Here is a 20986-nt window from a genome sequence, read left to right on the forward strand (position 1 = left end):
TCTCGACGACGCGCCCAGCGGGCGCGGCGGACGACCGAAGGGAAGAACCCGACGACCGAGACAGACGGCCGCGAGGTGACGTTCACCTCGACCTATCACGACATCGTCCCGGGTCGGCGCATCGTGTACTCGTCGCGGCTCGCGGCCGAGGGCCGCCACGCGAAGGTGTCGGTGACCACGGTCGAGTTCCTTCCCGACGGCCCGGGGTGCCGACCGGTGCTCACCTGACTCGACGCCCACCTCGACGGGCGGGAGCAGCCTGAGTGGCGTGCGGAGGGGACACGGACCTGGCTGGCCGCGTTACGCGCCCAGCTCGGCTAGTGGTCACGCCCGTAAGTTCGTCGGGGGTCATGCTGCGTGCTCGGCGAGGCTGTTGACGAAGTTGTTGAGGTCGGTGCGGGTGTAGCTCCAGGTGAAGGGCTCGGCCGCGGTGTTGTAGCGGTCCTGGAATCGGAGGATCCGCGCGGCGAGGGCATCGAGGTCGGCGAAGTCGTTGGGGCTGATCGCTTTTCGTTGCAGGATCGAGAAGTAGATCTCGACCTGGTTCAGCCACGACGCGTGCACGGGAAAGTGGACGAGTTCGGCGGTGGGCCAGTCGCTGCGCATCCGTTCGATCGAGCGCCATCCGCTGTGGGAGGAGCCGTTGTCGACGACCCAGAACACCCGGCGCGCCGATGCGTACGGCTCGGTGGTCATCACCTGCTCGACCAACTCGGTGAACGGTGCGATACCGGTCTTGGGGGCGATCCGGCCGATCACCCGGGCGCGGTGGACGTCGTAGGCGGCGAAGTACGCCAAGGTACCGCCGCGGCGGTACTCGAACTCGACACGGCGGGCACGACCGGAAGTTGCGGGCGTGCCGCGGTGGCGCCGCTGCAGGGCCTGGAGTTGGGACTTCTCGTCGGCGCTGATCACGTACTCGTCATCGCCGAGCGGTCGACCCTCCCAGGTGCGGGCGTACAGGTCCAGCACACGGCCGGCCTTGGCGGCGAAGTCCGGGTCGCGGGGGAAGATCCACGACCGGTGCTGCCACGGTTTGATCGCGTCGCCGCGCAGCCACCGCCGCACCGTCGACGCCGAGATCGAGGCGGCGACACCGCGCCCGACGACCTCGGCAGCCAGATCGGTGCTCGACCACCGCGACAACGGCTGCCCGGTCTCGGCGGGCAGCGTGCACGCCAGCGCTTTCACCTCGGCCCGCTGCACCGGCGTGAACCGACGCGGCCGACCCGAGCGGGGCCGGTCCTCGAGCCCGGCCAACCCTTCGGCGGCGAACCGTCCACGCCACTTGCGGACCGTGTCGTCGCCGATGCCCAGCCCGGCGGCGATCCGCGCGTTCGAGGCCCCGTCCGCGGCGCCGAGCACGATCCGAGCGCGGACGACATCACGATGGGCAGCCCGGGCGGATCGGGCGCGTGCGGTCAGCACCGCTTCCTCGACCGGGGACAACACGATCATCAACGCGCTCGACATCGCCATGAATCCAGTTGTCCGCCCAGCGAAGCCAGCACACCGGTGCGACACGCGGAACGAACCGACAAGATGAGCGATGTGCCCAACACACCCGAATCGACCAAGCGTTCCCTGCAGCACCGGGTGGCCGCCCACGCGCGAGACCGCTGGCCCGAACTGCAACGCGTGCAGCTCCGGCACCGCGGCGGATTCGCCTACGTCGACGGCGTCACCGGCAACGGACAGACCCTGAAGCTGTGCCGACTGCGCTACACCGGCTCCGCCCACGACTGGGGATTCGCCATCTACCGCGCCAGCCACAACGACTACACCGACTCGTTCCTACCCACCGGCTCACCCATCGGCAGCGCCGAAGACGCCCTCGACACCGCATGCGGGCTCTACCTCAACGACCCAACAGCCTGGATTTGAACCCCCGACGAACTTACGGGCGTGACCACTAGCGGATGTTCCCGCCGGCCGAGCTCCCGGACGAGGAGGCGTGCCCGCCACCGTCGGACCCCTGCGACGCGCGACCTCCGGTCACCGCCCCGACCATGTTTCGGACCGCTGCCGCGGTACCGCCGACGGCCGCGGTACCGCGCGACCGTACCGTGCCACCCCCCGACGTAGTGCGATCGGACGGGTACCCCGCACTCGCCGCCGAACCGCTGCCCGACGGCGAACCGGAGCCCGACGGCGCGGGGCCTGAAGTAGCCCCGGACGACCAGCGCGCCGCAGCGGGCGCCACGACAGACGCACCCGCGGCGGGAGACCTGGCCGAACCGAACAACCGCTGCTGGACACCGACGAGGGTCGGGCCGCCGGACACGGCTGGGTCCTGCGGCGGCGCCACCGTGACCAGCGCGGTGTTGACGGCGTACACCGGCGGATTCTGCACGAGTCGGTCGCCCAGGCTCGCGGTCCCCAGGTACTGCGCGCCGAGAGAGTTCGCCACCAGCTGTACCGCAAGGACGTTCGGCGACTCGACCCGCCCGTTCAGTGTGGGCGTGAGAACCGTCTCCACCATGGTCGGCGCTCCGGGGACCGGCACCGTCTGTGCAGTCGCCATCAGCGCGTCGATGGTATCGGTGTTGTACACGAGGCCGTGGACGACGAGCAGCCCGGCTGGCTCGTTGACGAGGAATCCCACGGGGTCGGTGAACGGGTTGTTCATGTCCGCGACGCCGTCGCCCACCACGACGATGTCGTCGTAGGTGACGTCGGTGGGCAGCGCCGAGTAGTCCACCGGCCCGGAGGGCGCCCCCGGGGTACCGATCGGAATCCACTGCTTGATCCCGTTGGGCAGGTTCGGATCCCCCATCGTCACCACCCGGCTGCCGGCGGGCAGGACCCCGGCGAGCGCCGCCTGGTAGGCGACATCGTCGCCCTGGCTCATCGCGAGGACCTCCACCGGACCGGCGCCCCGCGCGGCGATCGCCTGGCGCAGGCCGTCGACGCCCGCAGAGACGGACTGCTGGTAGGTGCCCGTGCCGACGAGATCCACGACCACGACGCCGCGGAAGCCGAAGCCGATGGCGGCCGGGTAGTTCACCACCGTGAGTGGGTTGTCGGGGAAGCCGGTCCCGAGGTGCGCGAGCACCTGTGACCCGTCCGAGTCGCTCGACGGCGGGATCAGTATCACCGGCGGGCGGGTCGGGTCACCCGGCTGCACGACCGTGTAGCCGCCGCCGGGCACCGTCTGCGGGCCGATTCCGATCGACGGCAGGCCCGACGACGACGCTCCGTCGGCGCCGGCGACGCCGCACGCGACCACCGACACCCCCAGAGTCACGGCGATAGCCTTCGCCGCCACACAAGCGGACCTTCTCCACAAATCGCCCATCCGGCGATTTCAGCACAAACCACCCGCACGTTCAAATAGTCCGACTGGACTACAGCACGTCAGGCGCTGACAGAGCGCCCCTCGCCCTCCTGCGCGTGGGCGAAACGATTCTCCGGTCGGGCGAATCCGAGATGGTCGCGCAGGGTGGTGCCGGCGTACTCGGTGCGGAACAGGCCGCGCCGCCGCAGTTCGGGAACGACGTTGTCGACGAACGCCTCGAGTCCGGACGGCAGCAGCGGCGGCATCACGTTGAAGCCGTCCGCCGCTCCCGCCGCGTACCACTGCTCGATGTGGTCGGCGATCCGCTCGGGAGTGCCCACCACCACCTGGTGGCCGCGGCCGCCGCCGAGCCGACCGAGCAACTGGCGCAGGGTGAGTCGCTCCCGAGCCGCCAGATCACGCACCAGCTCGAACCTGCTCTTGGCACCGTTGATCCGCTCCACCGAGGGCAGCGGCGGCAGCGGGGCGTCCAGCGGGCGGCCTGACAGGTCCACGCCGATCATCTCCGACAGTTGCGCGACCGCCCGCGCGGGGACGATCAGGTCGTCGAGCTCGGCCGCCAGCCGGTCGGCCTCGGCCGCAGTGGCCCCGAGCACGGGGACGATGCCCGGCAGCACCGCGATCGACGACGGTGCGCGACCCGCGGCGACGGCGCGCGCCTTCAGGTCCCGGTAGAAGTCGCGCGCGTCCCCGAGCGTCTGCTGCGCGGTGAACACCGCCTCCGCGTGCGCGGCGGCGAAGGCCTTCCCGTCCTCCGACGATCCCGCCTGCACGAGCACGGGGCGCCCCTGCCGGCTGCGGATCGAGTTGAGTGGGCCACGGACGCGGAAGAACTCGCCGTCGTGCGAGATCTCGTGCACCCGCTCCGGATCCACGTAGCGGCCGGAGGCGCGGTCGCGCACGGGCGCCTCGTCCTCCCAGCTGTCCCACAGCGCCGTGGCGACGTCCACGAACTCCGTGGCACGCCGGTACCTGTCGGCGTGCGCCCGGGCACCGTCGAGCCCGAAGTTCTGCGCCGAACGATCACCGGCCGTCGTCACGATGTTCCATCCCGCGCGGCCGCCGCTGATGTGGTCGAGCGACGCGAACTGTCGGGCCAGGTTGTACGGCTCGCTGTACCCCGTCGACACGGTGCCGATCAGCCCGATCCGAGAGGTCGCTGCGGCGATCGCCGACAGCAGGGTGAGCGGCTCGAACCGTTCCGCCGCGGTGTGTTCGACGTCCCCTGCCACCTGCACGCTGTCGGCGAGGAACACCGAGTCGAACGTCCCGCGCTCAGCGATCTGCGCGAGCCGCTGGAAGTGCGCTACCGAGCCGAGATCCGCGGGCTCGGTGGCCGGATGCCGCCACGCCGCCTCGTGGTGTCCGACGCCCATGAGGAAGGCGTTCAGATGCAGCTGACCGGTCATGAAACCTCCTGTGGTGACGCGCTGTTCGATCGACTGTCAGTGCTCAACTGATGATCGCGACGGAATCGGGGCCGAGCGCCGGACCGACGCCGACCCGCGCACCGGGAGTCCGTCCGGCTCCCCACCCGATTCGCGCGCGATAGCTGCCGAGAAGTCCACTGCGCGTCACTGATTCGATGTCACCCACCCCCGGGTCGCGCGTGGTGAGCGGCGAGACGAAGAGCGCATCGACGGGGCAGTTCGCCTCACATTGGAAGCAGGTCTGGCAGTCCTGGTGTCGTGCGAGCACAGGCACGCCGTCGACTCCGCGGTCGAACACGTCGGTGGGGCACACGTCGATGCACTTGTCGCAGGCGATGCACCGCTCGGCCGCGACGAGCTCGATCACGAGGCGACCGCCTCGGGGAATGCCACGGGTTCCGGACGCACCCAGATCCGATCGAGGCCGCCGACGGTGAGCCGGTGATGCTGTCGCGGGTCCTCACCGGGGTGGTCGAGCCGCTTCGCCATCCCCCGGGTCTCGGTGCGCGCCAACGCCGCCCGGTACATCCACCGGGCGTGCGCGGTCATCGCGGCCGCCTGTCGGGACCGCACGGCGTCGATCCCCTGACCGCCGAGCGCCCCCCGGACCGCCTCCCACACGCGGTCCAGCTCGGCCACCGACGCCTCGAGGACGTCTCCGGTGCGGAGATAGTTCTTGTCGTAGGGCAGCACCTGCCCCTGCACCGCCGCCACGACGTCGCGATGATCGAGGCCGCCCCGGCCGGCGGGACGGACCCCGGCGTCCCCGGCGACGTGCACCTCGCGCCGCGCCGGCCCCTGATCCGCGCCGTGAACCGACCTGACGTGCCGCGCCGCTCCCGAGCCCGCCCAGTTGCCGGACGCGATCGCCCAGGCGGCGTTGTGGCTGCCGCCGCCCGTGAAGCCGCCGCAGATCAGCTCCCGGGTCGCGGCGTCTCCGGCCGCGAACAGGCCGGGCACCGTCGTCGCACAGTCGTCCGACACGACCCTGATCCCGCCCGTACCCCGCACCGTCCCCTCGGCGATCAGCGTCACCGGGAAGCGCTCCGTGAACGGATCGATCCCCAGCCGGTCGAACGGCAGGAAGAAGTTGGGCTGCGCGAGCCGCATCGCCGCGCGGGCGGCCTCATCGGCGCGGTCCAATGTGCAGAAGACCCTGCCGCGCAACAGCTCCGCGGCGATCGGCGACCTGCTCTGGCCGCTCGCCCCGGCGAGCACGGCGCCCTCCTGCGTGTAGAACGTGGCGAACCCGTAGAAGGCGGTCTTGGTGACGGAGGTGCCCTCGGGCGCGATGCCGTAGGCGTTGGAGAACTCCATGCCGGACAGTTCGGCACCCGCCTCGACGGCGAACAGCGTTCCGTCACCGGTGTTCACGTCGCACCCCAGCGCCTTCGACAGGAAGGCGCAGCCCCCGGTCGCGAGGACTACGGCGCCCGCCCGGACGCGGAAGTCCCGCCCCTCCCGCCGACGGTGCCCGACCGCGCCGGCCACGGCGCCGTCGTTCCCGACGAGCAGCCCGGTCACCGGGCTGTGGTCGAGGATCCGGACACCGGCCCGGCGGATCAGGATCCGCATGCGCCGCATGTACTCCGGTCCCTGCAGGCCGTTGCGCAGCTGGCGCCCGTCGGGCCCGACGGGGAACGGGTACCGCGAGATCTCCGCGAATTCGTTGATCCGGCGGTACGTCTCGTCGAGCACGCGCGCGGACCACCGGCGGTCGGCCAGATACCCACCGCGGGCCTCCCGATCCGCGATGGCCGCCTCCCGCGCGGCCGGGTCCGGCGCGACATACCAGACCCCCGTGCCGGCAGACGCGGTCGCGCCACTGGTCCCGCAGTACCCCTTGTCTGCCAACACCACGTCCACACCACTGCGCGCCGCCGCGAGGGCGGCCCACGTGGCGGCCGGCCCACCACCGACCACCAGTACGTCGGCGGTCAGATCCCACTCGTCCACTCGGGCTCCTTGCAACGCTGTCCGGTTTCCAGGGCGACATCCGCCCACCCGGCACGATGCCAGCACCGCGGCAGCTATACGAGCCTTGTGCTCGGCTGGATTCGAACGCCGGCTGCGCGCCGGCCCCGCAACACCAGCGTCCTCAGATCGACCCGTGCGGGTCTACGCGCCGGCGGCGGATCACGCCCGGTCGACGGCGGCTGCGAGCTCCTGCAGCCGCGGACGGGCGCGCTCGGTGAGGAGGCTTCGGCGGGTGTCCGCCGAGATGCCGAGGCAGTCCTTCCACAGTGACCGTCCGGCCATGGCGCCGCTGGCGCCGTTGGCGACCGCCGTGCGCACCTGCTCGATGAAGGTCGCGTGATCGACGCCGGCGGAGAGCACGGCCCACGGCACGCCTGCGGCCGCCTCGGTGACCGCAGCGCAGGCCTCGGCAGATCCGGGGTATTGGAGCTTGAGAACCTTTGCGCCGCATTCGACGGACAGACGCGCGGCACCGGCGACCAGCCCGGGGAAGGCGGCTGCGTAGTCGGCGTCGGACTCGCCGTCGAGCTGGTAGACGAGGATCTCGACGATCAGCAGCAGGCCCTCTTCGCTACTTGCGGCGACGAGGTCACGGATCTCGCTCGCGACCCGGGAACCGGCGTCCTGGCGATCCGCCCGCAGGTACCAGAGCATCTTGGCGGCGTCGGCGCCGAGTCGGCGAAGTGCGCGCGGCGTCGCGCCCTCGACGAAGCGGGTGTAGCGCAGACCGTCGACCTCCTCGAAGCCCGATGCGTCCAGCGCCACGACGAGCGCGGTGTTGCGCGCCAGGGTCCCGTCGTCGACGATGCGGGGCACTGCGACCTGCGGATCGAGCAGGATCGCGGGCGCGGCGTTGCCCAGGTAGCGGACGAGGTCGGACTTGGCGTCCGCGAGCTGATCCGCGGTGACCGAGCTCGCGCCGCCGGGCGCGTCGTTCATCACCGCCTTCATTCCGTTGCGCTGGTCGGCGGCGACGATCAGCATGTGGCCGTCGGCGGTCGAGATCGCGGCTAGCCCACGCTTCTCACGGGTGGTGAGTTCGTTCATTGTTCTTCTCCTGTCGAGCGGATGGTCGTCGAGTTCGGGTGGTCGTCGAGAAGTCGCGCTGCGAAGATCGCGGCGCCGTAGGCGGTGTCCTGGCTGCGCGTGGACACCTGCACGTCGGGAAGCACCGCGCCGCGGGCGCGCTGCACGCAGCGCATGCTCGCCCAGCCCCCGGTGAGGAGGGTGCTGCGAGCCGGGGGGATCTCCTTGTCGAGAGCGTCGACGAGGATCTTGATCTCGTCGTTCCCGTGGTCGAGGATCGCGTGGAACATCTCGGCCGGTCCGATTCCGTCGCTGCGGATCGTCATGCCGAGTACCCCGTCGTCGTTCCGCGCGCCTGTGATGTCGATCCCGTGGGATGCGTCGGGGTCCGCGTCGACGACCTCGCACACCCGCGCGTCGAGCCCGTCTCGGCCCGCGCGGTCCGAGATGCCGCACAGTTGCAGCGCTCTGCGCATCAACAGCCCGGTCTTCACGCCTGCGACCAGGACGTGCTGCCCGGGCACCACGTGTCGGACCGAGTTGATGAAGTACTCGGCGAGTCGTGCTCGGGCGTCGGCGTCCGGCGGACCGTCGAGGATGCGTAGCAACACCTCCGCCGTGCCCATCGAGACGTGGTACCGGTCGGCGATCGTGGCGCCGTTCGCTGCAGCCGACACCAGGTGGTCGTGGCCGGCAACCGTCAGCCGCGCACCGGCGAGTGAGCGGGGCAGCCACGACGCCCGCGCCGTGCCGAGATCTGTGCCACTGTCGGTGAGCTGCGGCAGGAAGTCCTGGGGCGCTCCTAGGTACTCCAACATCTCGGGCCACGCGAGACCGGAGTCCTGATCGAGGATCCCGGTTCGGGATGCGAGCGAGTAGTCACTCACCAGGGTGCCGCCCAGCACATGTGCCACGAACTCCGGCAGGTTCGCCCAGACTCGTCCGGCGAGTGTCACGCCCCCGTCGGCGAGCAGTCCGATCTTGGTCGCCGATACCTGAACACCCACAGGAAGCCCTGTGCGGCCGGGGAACTCACTGCGCAACCAGCCCGGCATCGCGGCCACCCGGTCGCCCCCGCGAGGGTCGAACCAGGCGAACGCGGGCGCCACCGCGGTCGCACCGGCGTCGAGCACGAATCCGGTCTCGCCCATCCCGGCCATCCCGATGGCGGCGACGTGCGCGGGGGGAGTACAGGATTCGAGCCACACATCCACCTGTGACAGCAACCCGCGGACGGTGTCGATGAGGTGGTCGGCATCCATCTCCGTCGTGCCGCCCGGCCCGTGCCGCCACGGAGTGGGTGACTGTGCGACGAAGACCTCGCGGCCGTCGTGGACCACGAGGGCTTTGATGCCGGTGCTGCCGATATCGATTCCAAGGGTGTGGAATTCGCTCACCGGGTCGACCGGCCCCGGATCGACACGGTTCCCGGCGCCGCCGGAATCGAGTCCGAATCACGCTGCACCAGTGTGGATTCGACGACCTGATGGAGAACGGGAAGATCGGCGTCGACGAAGTGCGCGGTCAGGCGCTCGAAAGCGCGCCGACCGATCGACCGGGGGTGCTGGTCGATGCAGGTGACCGCCGGAGTCACCGCATCGGCGAGATCGAAGTTTCCGAACGACACCATGGCGAGGTCCTTTCGGTCTATGGCGTGTAGTAACGCGACCACCGCGGTGGCGTGGCGCGCATTGGAGACGAACAGGGCGGTGGGTGGATCATCCAGCGCCAAAAGAGAATCGACGACCGGCCGGACCGCCTCCGCGCGGTGGGGCACCTGCGGGGACAGAGCCGGATCGGCCGGCACCCCCGCCGCGGCGAGGGCATCGAGGTATCCGCGATGGCGTCGGCGCGACGTCTGCAGGCGGTCGTCCAGTCCGACGAACGCGAGGCGGCGGTGCCCCGAGCGTAGGAGGCACTCGACACCGGACACCGCGGCCGCGTAGTCGTCGGTGGTCACGGAGTCGAACTCCTCGACGGAGCGGTCGACGGTGACGACTGGAAGCGCCGTCCCCTGTTCGACGAGGAACGTCTGGTCGTCACCGACGGGCGCGAGGATCAGGCCGCGTACGTTGCGGCCGGCCATGCGGAGCAGCTGATCGGACTCGCGGGCAGTATCGAAGCCGGTACTCGCGACGATCACCGACAGCCCACGCTCGAGCGCACACTCCTCGACCTCGCTGACCAACGACGCGAAGTAGACGTCGTCGATGGAGTCGACCAGCACGCCGATCCATTGGCCCGCACCGGACTTGAGCGACCTCGCCGCCGAGTTCGGCACATACCCCAACTGGGCTATCGCGGCCTCGACCCGCGCGCGCCGCTCGGGACTCACCGTCTCGGCCGCGTTCACCACACGAGACACCGTCTTGATGCTGACCCCGGCGAGAGCCGCGACGTCCTTGATGCCGGCGCGACCAGACACCTGAGGCACCTCCTACCGCCAGAACAGTCGACCTTCGATGACAACGTTGTCATAGTACTATGGGGAGCGCGGCGATGGCAACGTTGTCATCCGGTAAGACGCTGTCAGGAAAGGATTCTCGCGACATGCAGGCAGGTGCGAACAGCCCCGTGTTGGTGGTGACCGGAGCCGCCGGATCCGGCAAGTCCACGCTGGGTCGGGCGCTGGCACGGGCGCTGCGGGCTCCACTGATCGATCTCGACTCCATGACCAATCCACTGCTCGACGAGCTCGGGCCGGCACTCGGCTCCGAGCACTGGAACAGCCCCGGCCCCATGTCCGAGCGGATCAGGCGCGGCCGGTACGCGTCGCTGCGCGCGGCCGCGAGCGACCTGGTGTCCGTCGGCCAGCGACCGGTGCTGGTGGCGCCGTTCACCCGCGAGCTGGCCGGGGGCGACGAGTGGGCGGCGCTCATGGGTTCGGTGTGGCCGCGCGAGGTCCGAGTCGTGTATCTCACCGGTCCCGCCACGGTGTTCGAACAGCGCCGCCGGCAGCGCGGAGCGGAGCGGGACCGTCACCGCGTGGCCGCCACCTCCCCGGACCGGCGGCCCGCAATCCCCCATCTCGAGCTCGACGCCACCACCGGCACGGACGAATTGGTGGATCTGGTGCTCGCCGCTTTCGAGGCCGGCTGATCGCGCGCCTACTCCGGGATGCGCAGGTGAGTGCCGTCGAAGACGATGCCGCGCAGGTCGTCCACCACCACGGAGACACATGTACCGCTCAGCGCTGCGCCCACGCCCACCACCGTCCGCACCCCGGCTCGGCGCGCCGCGGTGACCCCGGCCGGCGCGTCCTCGAACACCGCGCACATCGCCGGCGGGCGCTGCAGCCGGGCGGCCGCCAGCATGTAGGGATCAGGCGCCGGCTTCCCGTTCGCGACGTTCTCGGCGGTGACCACGACGTGCGGGGTCGTGATTCCCGCGGCGGCGAGTCTCGCTGCGGCGATGGCGCGCGTACCCGACGTGACGATCGCCCATCGGTCCATCGGCAGTGACCGGGTGAGGGCGGCCGCTCCCGGGACCTCATCGACGGCCACAGCGGGCGGCTTTCCAGTTCGATCAGCTCCGCGGTGGCCGCCGGGGCGCGTTCGGCACCCACGAGCTCGGCGACGTAGTCGGCGAGCCGCCGGCCGTGCTCGACGTCGCGGTGGAAATCGAACCCCGGGACCCAGCGCCGCGCCCAACCGTTCCACGCCCGCGCCGCCGCGTCGACCGAGTCGACCAGCACGCCGTCCGCGTCGAACAGGAGCGCGTCGACGGCGAACGTCGGCACCTCAGACCCTCCCGACCGCTGTGCCCGCGAGCAGTGCCCGCGCCGCGCCGCGGGGACCGAGATCCTGCAGATCACGCTTGGCCTGCTGGTAGGCGACCCGGAGCCGCACCGTCGTAGTGGCGAGATCGCCGAATACCTCGCGGTTTTCGAGGAAGGCGCCGGGGGCATCGTGGTCCGCCCAGGACAGGCGTCGCAGCGTCGCGCCGAGCCGGTCCGGCATGGCGTGGTCGTTGCTCTCGCACGCCGCGCACCACGCGGCGAGGGTGAGTGCTGCATGCCCGACGGGAGCACCCGCGGCAAGCCGATCCCGGATGACCGGTAACACGAACTTCGGGATCCGGACCGACGCGTCGACCACCTGGCGCTCGAGGGTGTCGCTGATCGCGCTGCTCGAGAACCGCCGGCCGAGCTGATCGATATACGCGTCGAGGTCGATCCCCGGCACGGGTTGCAGCGTGGAGACCGCCTCGTTCCGCATGTACGACATCACGTACGGGCCGAGTACGTCGTCGGCCATCACCTCGTGTACGTAGCGGTGGCCGGCGAGCAGCCCGAGATGACTCATGATCTGGTGGGACGCGTTGAGCAGCCGCAGCTTCATCATCTCGTAGGGCGCGACATCGCCGACGATGTTCACGCCCACGTCCTCGAGCGGCGGCCGGCCGGAGGTGAAGCGATCCTCGATCACCCACTGGGTGAACGACTCCGAGCGGACCGGCCAGGCGTCGTCGATCCCGTAGTCGTCGCGGACCGCGGCGATCACCTCGGGCGTCGTCGACGGCGTGATCCGGTCGACCATCGAGTTCGGGAACGCCCCGTGGCCAGCGATCCAGTCGGCCAGCGCGGGTTCGACGGTGGCGGCGTGGTCGAGGACCGCGCGGCGTGCCACATCCCCGTTGTGCTCGACGTTGTCGCAGGACATCACGGTGAACGGGGCGAGGCCGCGGTCGCGGCGACAGCGCAGTGCGTCCACGATGTAGGCGAACACGTTCGCGCCGCGCGGCGTGCCCGCACCGGACCGTGGGCTGTAGCCGCCCTCGGTGATGGTCAGCGACACGATCCGGGTCTCCGGGCCGGCCAGGACCTCGCAGAGCGCCTCCGGCGCGTCGGGGCCGTAGCGGTAGTCGACGATGGACCCGACGACGCGCGCCCGCGCCACACCGGTGGGGTCGAGGTCGACCAGCGTGTAGAGGTGGTCCTGGGGAGCGAGGGCGTCGCGAACGGCGGCGTCGCCGGGAAGCAGGCCGACGCCCCGAATCCCCCACTCCAGGTGGCCCTGCCGCAACGCCCGGTCGAGGTAGTCTGCCTGGTGTGCCCGATGGAACGCGCCGACGCCGATGTGCACGACGGCGGGGCGGACCCGGGCGCGGTCGTAGGCCGGGACGCTCACCCGGGCCGCGAGCCGAGACAGCGTGGAGTCGTTGAGTGCGGTCATGGGTCCGCGGTCCCTTCGATCGGTGTGGAGGTGTGAGCGCGGCTGGGCGCCCGGGCGTGAGGTGACGGTGCTGCGGCTACGCGCCGAGGGCGCGCCGTTCGGCGCAGCTGCCCGCCGGTGCGGCGCAGGAATCGCGGGTCACCAGCGTGACCGGCAGGACCGTGCGCCTGCGGTACCGGCGGTTGGGGTGGTCGATCCGGTCGAGGATCCGGCCCGCCGCGAGTGATCCCAGGGCGGACGGATCCTGGTCGACGACCGTGATCGACGGGGTCAAGAGGTCTGCCATCGGGAAGTCGCCGAACCCGACGACGGCCCAGCCCAGAGGCTTCAGGGCCGGAATCGCCGCCATCGTGCAGCGCGCGTTCGAGCAGAACACCGCCGTCGGCGGCGTGGGCAGCGACGCGAGCCCCGCGATCGCGTCGGCCGCGGACCTGCGATCGCGGACGCCCATCGCGACCAGCTCGTCGCGCACCGGAATCCCGTGGCAGGCCAGCGCCGCCTCGTATCCGGCGATCCGGCCCTGCGTGGTGGGGATCTCGTTCGTGTCGCCGAGGAAGGCGATCCGGGAGTGGCCGTGACCGATGATATGGGAGGTCGCATCGAATGCACCCCCCGTGTCGTCCTCGGTGAAGGAGTCGGCGACCAACCGGGTGGGAGCGCGGTCCACGAACACTATCGGGGTATTGGCCGTCCACGGTTTGAGATAGGACTGGTCGGTGGTGATCGGCGCGATCACCAGACCGCTCAAGCTGTGCTTGAGCAGTGCCTCGACCACGGTGGCCTCCCGGTCGGGGTCCGCACCCACGCTCGTGACCAGCACGGACATACCACTCGCCGCGGCCTGTGCTTCGATAGCCTGCGCGATCGCCGCGAAGAACGGGTCCACGATGTCGGGGACTGCGATACCGATCACCGGGGCTCGACCCGACCGGAAAGCAGTGGCGAGAGTGTTCGGTACATAGTTGAGTTCGCGGAGCACGGCCTCGACCCGAGCCCGGGTCTCGGGGGTCACGTGTGGATCCCCGTTGAACACCCGGGACACGGTCTTGACGCTCACGTCCGCGATCGCGGCGACGTCGCGCATCGTCGTCATCTGTGTCACCGACCTCGAAGGCCTATTGCCGTCACGTCTTCCGGTCATCATGCCATCCCATCGGGTCCCGACGACGGACGTCAGCGGATCGAGTATCCGCCGTCGATCGCCAACGAGACGCCGGAGATCATCCCGGCCGCATCGCTGAGCAGGAAGACGATGGGGCCGGCGATGTCCTCTGCCGTCGCCCACCTGCCGAGCGGCATCTGCTCCAGGAACGGTCCCTCGATCTCGGGCCGTCCCCAATACCAGGCGGACATCGGGGTCATCACGACCGTGGGGTTCACGCTGTTGACGCGGATACCATACTTGCCGAGCTCGAGGGCCGAGACGCGGGTGATGTTGTCCAGCGCGGCTTTCGACGAGCCGTACGAGATGTGCCCCGCGAGCGCGACCAGACCGGCCTGACTCGACACGTTGACGATCGCCCCCGGCGCGCCCCGTTCGACCATCCCCCGCGACGCGTACTTCGTCACCAGCAGTGCTCCGCGTGCGTTGACACTGATCACCTTGTCGAACACCGCGATGTCGGTCTCCATCGGCGTGGCGATCTCACCGCCGAACCCGCCGCAGTTCACCACGCCGTACAGCGCCAGACCCGCGAGGGCGTCGCGGACGGCGTCCTCGGACTCCAGGTCGAATGCGAGCGGACGCGCGCCGGTCTCGGCTGCGAGCGCGTCCAGGACCTCGGCGTTGCGGCCCGCCGCAACCACGTCGGCACCCGCCGCGACGAGCCGGCGCACGGTAGCACCTCCGATGCCACCACTGGCACCGGTGACCAGAACCATCCGCCCATCGAAGTCTGTCATTGATCTCGAAATCTCCTGTGTTGTAATGAATTTTGTGTCGCAATCGGCACATGGAACCGGGGGTCCGGGAAAGCGCCGCACGCGATGGCGCCCCAGCAGTCTGACACGGTACCGGCCCGCATGTCACCGGTGTCACGAATATGATCCAGACGCTTGACACCGGTGACACGAGTCACATACCTTCTGACGACCACAGTCGCCGACGACCAGGTCGAAGGCGCACAGACCTCGCTCGCAAAGGACTGGCACCAACGTGATTGGTCAACCGCGCACCGCGTCCGCCCACCCGACCGGACCGAGCCCGACGACCGTCGACGAGCTGGTACAGCGCGCTCGGTCCCTCGCCACCGCGAACGGACGGCGGATCCTGGGCATCGTCGGCGCCCCGGGCGCCGGCAAGTCGACGATCTGCGCTGTTCTGACCCGAGAACTGGGCGATCAGTCGGTGCTGGTCGGAATGGACGGGTTCCACCTGGCGGACGACGAGCTGCGCCGTCTGGGGCGCCGGGATCGGAAGGGCGCACCCGACACATTCGACGTCGGCGGCTACGCGGCACTGTTGGAGCGTCTGCGCGGGCAGACGTCGGACGTGGTCTACGCGCCGGAGTTCGACAGGTCACTCGAGGCGTCGATCGGCGGCGCCGTGGCGGTGCGCCGCGACACACCCCTGGTGATCACCGAGGGAAACTACCTGCTCTACGACCGGTGCGGGTGGGACGCCATCGCAGGCCACCTCGACGAGGTGTGGTTTCTCGACGTCCCCGCGGACGAACGGCGGCGGCGCCTGGTCCACAGGCGGCGGTCGCACGGGGACTCCCTCGACCAGGCGGAGGCGTGGGTCTGCCGCGTCGACGAGGTCAACGCGGCGGTCGTCGACGGCACCCGCGAGCGGGCGGACCTGATCGTCCATATCGACCCGTCGCCGAGCGCGACCGATTCCATCCCGACAGCTTCCGCAGATGAAGGAGCGGTGCAGTGACCTCATCAACACCCGTGCTCGAAGCGCGCGGCCTCACCAGGAGCTTCGGCGCCGTCCAGGCACTGGCCGCCGCCGACTTCGACGTGCACTCCGGCGAGGTGGTAGCGCTCATCGGCGACAACGGCGCCGGCAAGTCCACCCTTGTCAAAGCGCTCTCCGGCAACCTCGCCCTCGACTCGGGCGAGGTGCTCTTCCACGGGGAGCAAGTGAACCTCGACTCGCCCTCTGCGGCAAGCCGTCTGGGCATCGAGACCGTTCACCAGGACCTCGCGCTCGCACCTCACCTGAACCCGGTCCAGAACATGTTCCTCGGGCGCGAGCTGCCCGCAGCCGGAATCCTGGGCAGGTTCGGATTCCTCGACAACAAGACGATGTTCGCCCGGTCGAAGGACGCGTTCGACGACCTGGGCGCCACCGTGCGCAGCTATTCCGATCCGATCGGCGGCATGTCGGGCGGGCAGCGGCAGGCGGTGGCCATCGCCCGCGCAGTCGCGTGGGCGAAGGGCGTCATCTTCCTCGATGAGCCCACCGCGGCCCTCGGGGTGGTGCAGACCAAGGCCGTCCTCGAGACCATTCGTCGCGTCCGCGACAAGGGCATCGGCGTGGTGTTCATCAGCCATTCGATGCCACACGTGCTCGAGGTCAGCGACCGCGTCCAGGTTCTTCGGCTCGGCCGCCGCGTGGCGACTCTGGCCACCAAGGACACCAGCGTCGAGGAACTCGTCGGCGCGATGACCGGGGCCCTGGACGGCGCGAAGTGACCAACCAGCGGCACCCATTCTCCGAGATCCCGAGGGCCTCATCATGACCACCACCACACCCACACCCACCCGCAGCACCCCCGACGCGGCCGGCCCGAGCCGCAAGGTCGCGGCCACCCTCCGCCGCCTGCTCGGCCTTCAGGCGTTCCAGATCATGGTCGTCCTGGTGGTGATCTGCCTCATCTTCACGGCGCTCGCCCCCACCGTCTTCCCCCACTGGGCGAACCTCCGCGAGGTGGTCCAGAACGTGTCGATCCTCGCCGTCCTCGGCATCGGTATGACATTCGTGATCATCACGAGCGGCATCGATCTGTCCATCGGCTCGGTGCTGGTGTTCTCCGGAGTGATCGCGGCCAAGGCGATGCAGGCCATGGGCGGCGACGGCTGGGCCACCGCGCTGGTGGGAATCGTGCTGTCGATCATCTGTGGCCTGGCGTGGGGTGTACTGAACGGGGTGCTGATCGCCAGGGCCAACGTTCCGCCGCTGATCGTGACCCTCGGCTCCCTCGGCGCCGCACTGGGTCTCGCACAGGTCATCACCGGTGGTGTCGATATCCGCGTCGTCCCGGCGGTGCTGACCGACACGATCGGCTACGGCAACGTTCCCGGCACCACCCTGCCGATGATCTCCGCGGTCGCAGTGGTCTTCGTAGTCGTATTCGCGGTGATCCTGCACAAGACGAGGTTCGGTCTCTACACCTACGCGGTCGGTTCCAACGAGGAGGCGGCGCGGCGCGTGGGTGTGAAGGTGAACCGGCAGCTGATCCTCATCTACGGGTTGTCCGGAGCACTGGCGGGCGTGGCCGGGATCCTGTCGCTGGCCCAGTACTCGACCACGGCGATCGCGGGCCAGTCGAACACCAACCTCAACGTGATCGCGGCCGTCGTGATCGGCGGGACCAGCCTGTTCGGCGGCTACGGGACCATCTTCGGCACCGTCGTCGGCCTGTTCATCCCGGCCATTCTGCAGAACGGCTTCGTCATCACCGGCGTCCAGGCGTTCTGGCAGCAGGTGGCGGTGGGAGTGGTGCTCGTGGTGGCCGTGTACATCGACCAGCGGCGCCGCGCGGCGGCGAGCCGGGCAACGGGATCACGCGTCAAGCTCTCGCTGGCCTCCCTCGTCACGCGCAGGCAGTGACGGCCCCGGTGGTAACGGTCCGCACGCCGGGTCCGCACTCGTGAACAAAGAACATCCAACGCCCGACACATCACACAGGAGATCGATTCCATGACAACCCGTTTCCGCGCCGCAGTCCTCACCGCAGCCGCCGCGACCAGCGTACTGGCCTTGACCGCCTGCTCGAACGGCACCACCTCGAGCGGCTCCGGCTACAAGATCAGCTTCATCCAGGGCGTCGCAGGCGACGAGTTCTACGTGACGATGCAGTGCGGCATCCAATCCGAGGCGAAGAAGCTCGGGGTCACGGTGAACACCCAGGGGCCCGCCAAGTTCGACCCGACGCTGCAGAAGCCGATCGTCGACTCGGTCTCGGCCTCGCGCCCGAACGCCATCCTCATCGCCCCGACCGACACGACCGCCATGCGTGCGCCGCTCCAGGCCGCCGCCTCCGCGGGCGCCAAGGTGGTCCTCGTCGATACCACCGTCGACAACCCCTCCTTCGCCACCGCGCAGGTCTCGTCCGACAACGTGGGTGGCGGAACCGCCGCGTTCCAGGCGATCAAGACGCTGAACCCGCACGGCGGCAAGGTCCTCGTGATGTCGACCGACCCCGGCATCTCGACCACGGATGCGCGCATCGCGGGCTTCGAGAAGGCCGTCAAGGCAGACCCGTCGTTCACCTACCTCGGCGTCCAGTACAGCCACGACGACCCCGCCACGGCCGCCAAGCTGATCACGGCCGCGCTGGCGAAGGACCCCGACATCGTCGGTGTCTTCGCCGCCAACACGTTCGCCGCCGAGGGCACCGGCACCGGCGTACGGCAGGCCGGCAAGCAGAACCAGGTCAAGGTCATCGGCTTCGACGCCGGACCCGACCAGATGGCACTGCTCAAGGCCGGAACCGTACAAGCCCTCATCGCACAGGACCCGTACAGCATCGGGATCCAGGGCCTCGATCAGGCGGTCAACGCACTCAAGGGCCAGAAGGTGACCACGCCGATCCAGACGGGCTTCCACGTGATCACCGCCGCCAACCTCGCCACCGACGGCGCGAAGTACGCCTACAAGTCGTCCTGCTGAGCCCGAAACAGGGTGTGCCGCCCGCGTGTGACCGTTGTCTCGACAGGCCTCGTGCCGTCGTAGCACCGGTCCACGCGGGCTTCGTCCGTCCGCGCTCGGGTCCACCCGTCCACGTCTCCTGCTCGTCGGTCCGAGCCCGCGCCCGATCGCAGCCGACCGATCCCGGCACACCGATTATTGCGGAATCACTGTGAGAGAAACGGTTTCCAGGACTGCGCCCTGGTTCGTAGCCTCGATCGACCCGACGGCGTCTCGAATAGGCGGGCGTCACGAGAGAGGCACACCTTGCACATGCTCCGAACGAGACCCATCGCACTGGTCACCGCCGGAACCGCCTCGGTGGTGACGCTCAGCGCCTGCGGCTCAGACGATTCCGCCCGACGCCGGCCGTACGAGGACGCATCGACGATCCCGTGCCGGCAGTCCGCGCGGGCAGTGACCACGTACGGCGCGTACGACACCCTGATCAGCGGCGCCTAGGCGGATCGGTCACTATGGTAGACAAGACGATCGACATCCCCAAGATCGAGATCCGCAGCGTCACCAAGCAGTTCGACGACCCGCGGACCGGGCGTAGGACGGTGGCGCTGGACGACATCTCCCTCACCGTCGCGGACGGCGAGTTCCTCACCCTGGTCGGCCCCAGCGGCTGCGGCAAGTCGACGCTGCTCGAGCTGATCGGTGGCCTGACGACACCGTCGTCCGGCAGTCTGCTGCTCGACGGCGCCCCGATCACCGGCCCCGGCCTCGACCGCGGGATCGTGTTCCAGCAGTACGCCCTCCTGCCGTGGCGGTCGGCGCAGTCGAACGTCGAGCTCGGCCTCGAGGTGGCCGGTATCGGCCGCCGCCAGCGCGCCACCCGGGCCCGCGAGGTGCTCGACCTCGTGGGACTCGACGCGTTCCGTGATCGATACCCGCACGAGCTGTCCGGCGGCATGAAGCAGCGCGTCGCGATCGCTCGGAGCCTCGCCTACGAGCCGAAGGTGCTGCTCATGGACGAGCCGTACGCGGCACTGGACGCGCAGACACGCGAATCGCTGCAGGTCGAGCTGCGGTCGATATGGCAGCGCACCGGCGCCACCGTCGTGTTCATCACGCACGGCATCGAGGAGGCCGTGTATCTCGGACAGCGCGTCGCCGTCATGACCAGCCGACCGGGCCGGCTCAAGACGATCCTGCCGATCGACCTCGCCGACCGCGAGGGCGACGGTGACATCCGCTCGACCCCCGAGTTCACCCGCTACCGCCACGAGGTGTGGGAGCTCCTGCACGACGAGATCGCCCGCGCCGGCCGGGCTGGACGCACCCAGGAGGTCGCCTGATGGTCAGCACCCTGCTCCCCCGGCGACCTGCGGCGCGCGAACGGGCCGCAGCCGAGCGGCCCCGACCGGCCCGGTCCGCGGTACACCGCCTGCGCAGGGCCGCCGTCGGCTCCAGCGGCATCGTCGTGTTCCTGCTCGTCTGGCAGATCGCGCCCCAACTCGGCTGGGTGGACAAGACCTTCCTCCCGCCGTTCACCCAGGTCCTGCACGCGTGGTGGGGCCTCGCCGTGAGCGGTGAGCTGTGGGCCGACCTGCGCGCCAGCCTGTTCCGGTCATTGACCGGCTTCGTGATCGCCGTGGTCGCCGCCGTCCCCGCGGGCCTGCTGATCGCCTGGTACCGCACACTCGCCGACGCGGTGACGCCGCTGCTCACCATCTTCCTCAACACGGCCGCGGTCGCGCTGCTCCCCGTCTTCGTGCTGATCCTGGGCATCGGCGAGACGTCGAAGATCGCCATCATCGCCTACGCCTCGTTCTGGCCCGTGCTGTACAACACGATCAGCGGCGCACGGAACGTCGATCCCCTCCTGGTGCGCTCCGTCCGGTCACTCGGGGTCACCGGGCCGCGCCTGCTGCAGAAGGTGATCCTGCCGGGCGCCCTGCCGACCATCTTCACCGGCATCCGACTTGCGGGCGCCACGTCGATCCTGGTGCTGATCACCACCGAGCTGGTAGGCGCCAAAGCCGGACTCGGCTACCTGATCAGCAACGCGCAGTACAACTTCCAGATCCCGCAGATGTTCGCCGGCATCCTCACCGTGGCCGCGGTGGGCCTGGTCTTCTATCAGATCCTGATCACCGCGGAGCGCCGCGTATCCCACGGACAGGTGCCGTCTCGGTAGTCGCTTCGCGACCTCGCCGACGCACGGAGAGAAGCCGCCCCACGCCTTCCGGCGTGGGGCGGCTCGTCGGCTCGC

21 protein-coding genes and 1 pseudogene are annotated in these 20986 nt (G+C 69.8%); 10 read left to right on the top strand and 12 right to left on the bottom strand.

Going from position 1 to position 20986, the window contains the following annotated elements; all coding sequences use genetic code 11:
- Nucleotides 1-63: 63 nt before the first annotated feature.
- A pseudogene (locus ABD908_RS05505) lies at nt 64-228 on the top strand (SRPBCC domain-containing protein); the annotation flags it as partial.
- 120 nt (nt 229-348) lie between these two features.
- Here ABD908_RS05505 and ABD908_RS05510 read toward each other — a convergent pair.
- Nucleotides 349-1473, bottom strand: coding sequence for an IS630 family transposase (locus tag ABD908_RS05510; RefSeq protein WP_344992040.1), 1125 nt, complete (start codon nt 1471-1473; stop codon nt 349-351).
- 69 nt (nt 1474-1542) lie between these two features.
- On the opposite strand from ABD908_RS05510, the gene ABD908_RS05515 reads away from it, so the two are divergent.
- Nucleotides 1543-1884 carry a hypothetical protein gene (locus ABD908_RS05515; protein WP_344992043.1) on the top strand — a complete coding sequence of 114 codons (342 nt, stop codon included), beginning with the start codon at nt 1543-1545 and terminating at the stop codon, nt 1882-1884.
- A 28-nt stretch (nt 1885-1912) separates the two neighbouring features.
- Here ABD908_RS05515 and ABD908_RS05520 read toward each other — a convergent pair whose 3' ends face one another.
- From ABD908_RS05520 to ABD908_RS05550, 7 genes are all read right to left on the bottom strand, one after another.
- Nucleotides 1913-3268 (bottom strand): PE-PPE domain-containing protein, encoded by a 1356-nt coding sequence (locus ABD908_RS05520; protein WP_344992046.1) that lies wholly within the window; start codon nt 3266-3268, stop codon nt 1913-1915.
- Between the two features lie 89 nt (nt 3269-3357).
- On the bottom strand, nt 3358-4707 hold the full coding sequence (locus ABD908_RS05525) for an LLM class flavin-dependent oxidoreductase (RefSeq protein WP_344992050.1): 1350 nt from the start codon (nt 4705-4707) through the stop codon (nt 3358-3360).
- A gap of 43 nt (nt 4708-4750) precedes the next feature.
- Nucleotides 4751-5095: a 4Fe-4S dicluster domain-containing protein gene (locus ABD908_RS05530; RefSeq protein ID WP_344992053.1), complete on the bottom strand. Its 345-nt coding sequence runs from the start codon at nt 5093-5095 to the stop codon at nt 4751-4753.
- Nucleotides 5092-6684: an FAD-binding protein gene (locus tag ABD908_RS05535; protein WP_344992055.1), complete on the bottom strand. Its 1593-nt coding sequence runs from the start codon at nt 6682-6684 to the stop codon at nt 5092-5094. Before ABD908_RS05535 ends, ABD908_RS05530 begins: the two co-directional genes overlap by 4 nt.
- A gap of 180 nt (nt 6685-6864) precedes the next feature.
- The gene (locus tag ABD908_RS05540; RefSeq protein ID WP_344992057.1) at nt 6865-7752 is read right to left on the bottom strand and encodes a hypothetical protein; all 888 of its coding nucleotides are present in this window, start codon (nt 7750-7752) and stop codon (nt 6865-6867) included.
- Entirely contained in the window at nt 7749-9128 is a 1380-nt protein-coding gene (locus tag ABD908_RS05545) for an FGGY-family carbohydrate kinase (RefSeq protein WP_344992060.1), read from the bottom strand. Before ABD908_RS05545 ends, ABD908_RS05540 begins: the two co-directional genes overlap by 4 nt.
- Nucleotides 9125-10156: a LacI family DNA-binding transcriptional regulator gene (locus ABD908_RS05550; RefSeq protein WP_344992063.1), complete on the bottom strand. Its 1032-nt coding sequence runs from the start codon at nt 10154-10156 to the stop codon at nt 9125-9127. The genes ABD908_RS05545 and ABD908_RS05550 overlap by 4 nt, the downstream gene beginning before the upstream one ends.
- A 125-nt stretch (nt 10157-10281) precedes the next feature.
- Between ABD908_RS05550 and ABD908_RS05555 the strand changes: the two genes are divergently transcribed.
- On the top strand, nt 10282-10830 hold the full coding sequence (locus ABD908_RS05555; protein WP_344992066.1) for a P-loop nucleotide/nucleoside kinase family protein: 549 nt from the start codon (nt 10282-10284) through the stop codon (nt 10828-10830).
- 8 nt (nt 10831-10838) lie between these two features.
- Here ABD908_RS05555 and ABD908_RS05560 read toward each other — a convergent pair whose 3' ends face one another.
- The 4 genes from ABD908_RS05560 to ABD908_RS05575 all read right to left on the bottom strand — a co-directional run bounded on the left by ABD908_RS05560 (nt 10839) and on the right by ABD908_RS05575 (nt 14807).
- A complete protein-coding gene (locus ABD908_RS05560) occupies nt 10839-11234 on the bottom strand; it encodes an HAD-IA family hydrolase (protein ID WP_344992069.1) in 396 nt (131 codons plus the stop codon).
- Nucleotides 11235-11471: 237 nt separating this feature from the next.
- Entirely contained in the window at nt 11472-12905 is a 1434-nt protein-coding gene (locus ABD908_RS05565; protein ID WP_344992072.1) for a mannitol dehydrogenase family protein, read from the bottom strand.
- A gap of 76 nt (nt 12906-12981) precedes the next feature.
- Nucleotides 12982-13998 carry a LacI family DNA-binding transcriptional regulator gene (locus ABD908_RS05570; RefSeq protein ID WP_344992075.1) on the bottom strand — a complete coding sequence of 339 codons (1017 nt, stop codon included), beginning with the start codon at nt 13996-13998 and terminating at the stop codon, nt 12982-12984.
- A gap of 80 nt (nt 13999-14078) precedes the next feature.
- Nucleotides 14079-14807, bottom strand: coding sequence for an SDR family oxidoreductase (locus ABD908_RS05575; protein ID WP_344992078.1), 729 nt, complete (start codon nt 14805-14807; stop codon nt 14079-14081).
- A gap of 253 nt (nt 14808-15060) precedes the next feature.
- On the opposite strand from ABD908_RS05575, the gene ABD908_RS05580 reads away from it, so the two are divergent.
- The 7 genes from ABD908_RS05580 to ABD908_RS05610 all read left to right on the top strand — a co-directional run bounded on the left by ABD908_RS05580 (nt 15061) and on the right by ABD908_RS05610 (nt 20911).
- On the top strand, nt 15061-15786 hold the full coding sequence (locus ABD908_RS05580) for a nucleoside/nucleotide kinase family protein (protein ID WP_344992080.1): 726 nt from the start codon (nt 15061-15063) through the stop codon (nt 15784-15786).
- A complete protein-coding gene (locus tag ABD908_RS05585; protein ID WP_344992082.1) occupies nt 15783-16547 on the top strand; it encodes an ATP-binding cassette domain-containing protein in 765 nt (254 codons plus the stop codon). The genes ABD908_RS05580 and ABD908_RS05585 overlap by 4 nt, the downstream gene beginning before the upstream one ends.
- A gap of 43 nt (nt 16548-16590) precedes the next feature.
- Complete coding sequence (locus tag ABD908_RS05590; RefSeq protein ID WP_344992085.1) at nt 16591-17685, top strand: ABC transporter permease; 1095 nt, start codon at nt 16591-16593, stop codon at nt 17683-17685.
- A 90-nt stretch (nt 17686-17775) separates the two neighbouring features.
- Nucleotides 17776-18747: an ABC transporter substrate-binding protein gene (locus ABD908_RS05595; RefSeq protein ID WP_344992089.1), complete on the top strand. Its 972-nt coding sequence runs from the start codon at nt 17776-17778 to the stop codon at nt 18745-18747.
- Between the two features lie 291 nt (nt 18748-19038).
- A complete protein-coding gene (locus ABD908_RS05600) occupies nt 19039-19227 on the top strand; it encodes a hypothetical protein (protein ID WP_344992092.1) in 189 nt (62 codons plus the stop codon).
- A gap of 14 nt (nt 19228-19241) precedes the next feature.
- Nucleotides 19242-20069 (top strand): ABC transporter ATP-binding protein, encoded by an 828-nt coding sequence (locus tag ABD908_RS05605; protein WP_344992094.1) that lies wholly within the window; start codon nt 19242-19244, stop codon nt 20067-20069.
- A complete protein-coding gene (locus tag ABD908_RS05610; RefSeq protein ID WP_344992097.1) occupies nt 20069-20911 on the top strand; it encodes an ABC transporter permease in 843 nt (280 codons plus the stop codon). The genes ABD908_RS05605 and ABD908_RS05610 overlap by 1 nt, the downstream gene beginning before the upstream one ends.
- Nucleotides 20912-20986: the final 75 nt, after the last annotated feature.

It is taken from the genome of Tsukamurella soli (assembly GCF_039541155.1).
GTDB classification, from domain to species: Bacteria; Actinomycetota; Actinomycetes; order Mycobacteriales; family Mycobacteriaceae; genus Tsukamurella; species Tsukamurella soli.

What these genes read in the sequence shown, in the direction of transcription:
- ABD908_RS05510 (WP_344992040.1), bottom strand. Translation starts at nt 1,473, where the DNA reads ATGTCGAGCGCGTTGATGATCGTGTTGTCCCCGGTCGAGGAAGCGGTG.
- ABD908_RS05515 (WP_344992043.1), top strand. Translation starts at nt 1,543, where the DNA reads ATGAGCGATGTGCCCAACACACCCGAATCGACCAAGCGTTCCCTGCAG.
- ABD908_RS05525 (WP_344992050.1), bottom strand. Translation starts at nt 4,707, where the DNA reads ATGACCGGTCAGCTGCATCTGAACGCCTTCCTCATGGGCGTCGGACAC.
- ABD908_RS05540 (WP_344992057.1), bottom strand. Translation starts at nt 7,752, where the DNA reads ATGAACGAACTCACCACCCGTGAGAAGCGTGGGCTAGCCGCGATCTCG.
- ABD908_RS05555 (WP_344992066.1), top strand. Translation starts at nt 10,282, where the DNA reads ATGCAGGCAGGTGCGAACAGCCCCGTGTTGGTGGTGACCGGAGCCGCC.
- ABD908_RS05565 (WP_344992072.1), bottom strand. Translation starts at nt 12,905, where the DNA reads ATGACCGCACTCAACGACTCCACGCTGTCTCGGCTCGCGGCCCGGGTG.
- ABD908_RS05570 (WP_344992075.1), bottom strand. Translation starts at nt 13,998, where the DNA reads ATGACGACGATGCGCGACGTCGCCGCGATCGCGGACGTGAGCGTCAAG.
- ABD908_RS05575 (WP_344992078.1), bottom strand. Translation starts at nt 14,807, where the DNA reads ATGACAGACTTCGATGGGCGGATGGTTCTGGTCACCGGTGCCAGTGGT.
- ABD908_RS05590 (WP_344992085.1), top strand. Translation starts at nt 16,591, where the DNA reads ATGACCACCACCACACCCACACCCACCCGCAGCACCCCCGACGCGGCC.
- ABD908_RS05595 (WP_344992089.1), top strand. Translation starts at nt 17,776, where the DNA reads ATGACAACCCGTTTCCGCGCCGCAGTCCTCACCGCAGCCGCCGCGACC.
- ABD908_RS05600 (WP_344992092.1), top strand. Translation starts at nt 19,039, where the DNA reads ATGCTCCGAACGAGACCCATCGCACTGGTCACCGCCGGAACCGCCTCG.
- ABD908_RS05605 (WP_344992094.1), top strand. Translation starts at nt 19,242, where the DNA reads ATGGTAGACAAGACGATCGACATCCCCAAGATCGAGATCCGCAGCGTC.
- ABD908_RS05610 (WP_344992097.1), top strand. Translation starts at nt 20,069, where the DNA reads ATGGTCAGCACCCTGCTCCCCCGGCGACCTGCGGCGCGCGAACGGGCC.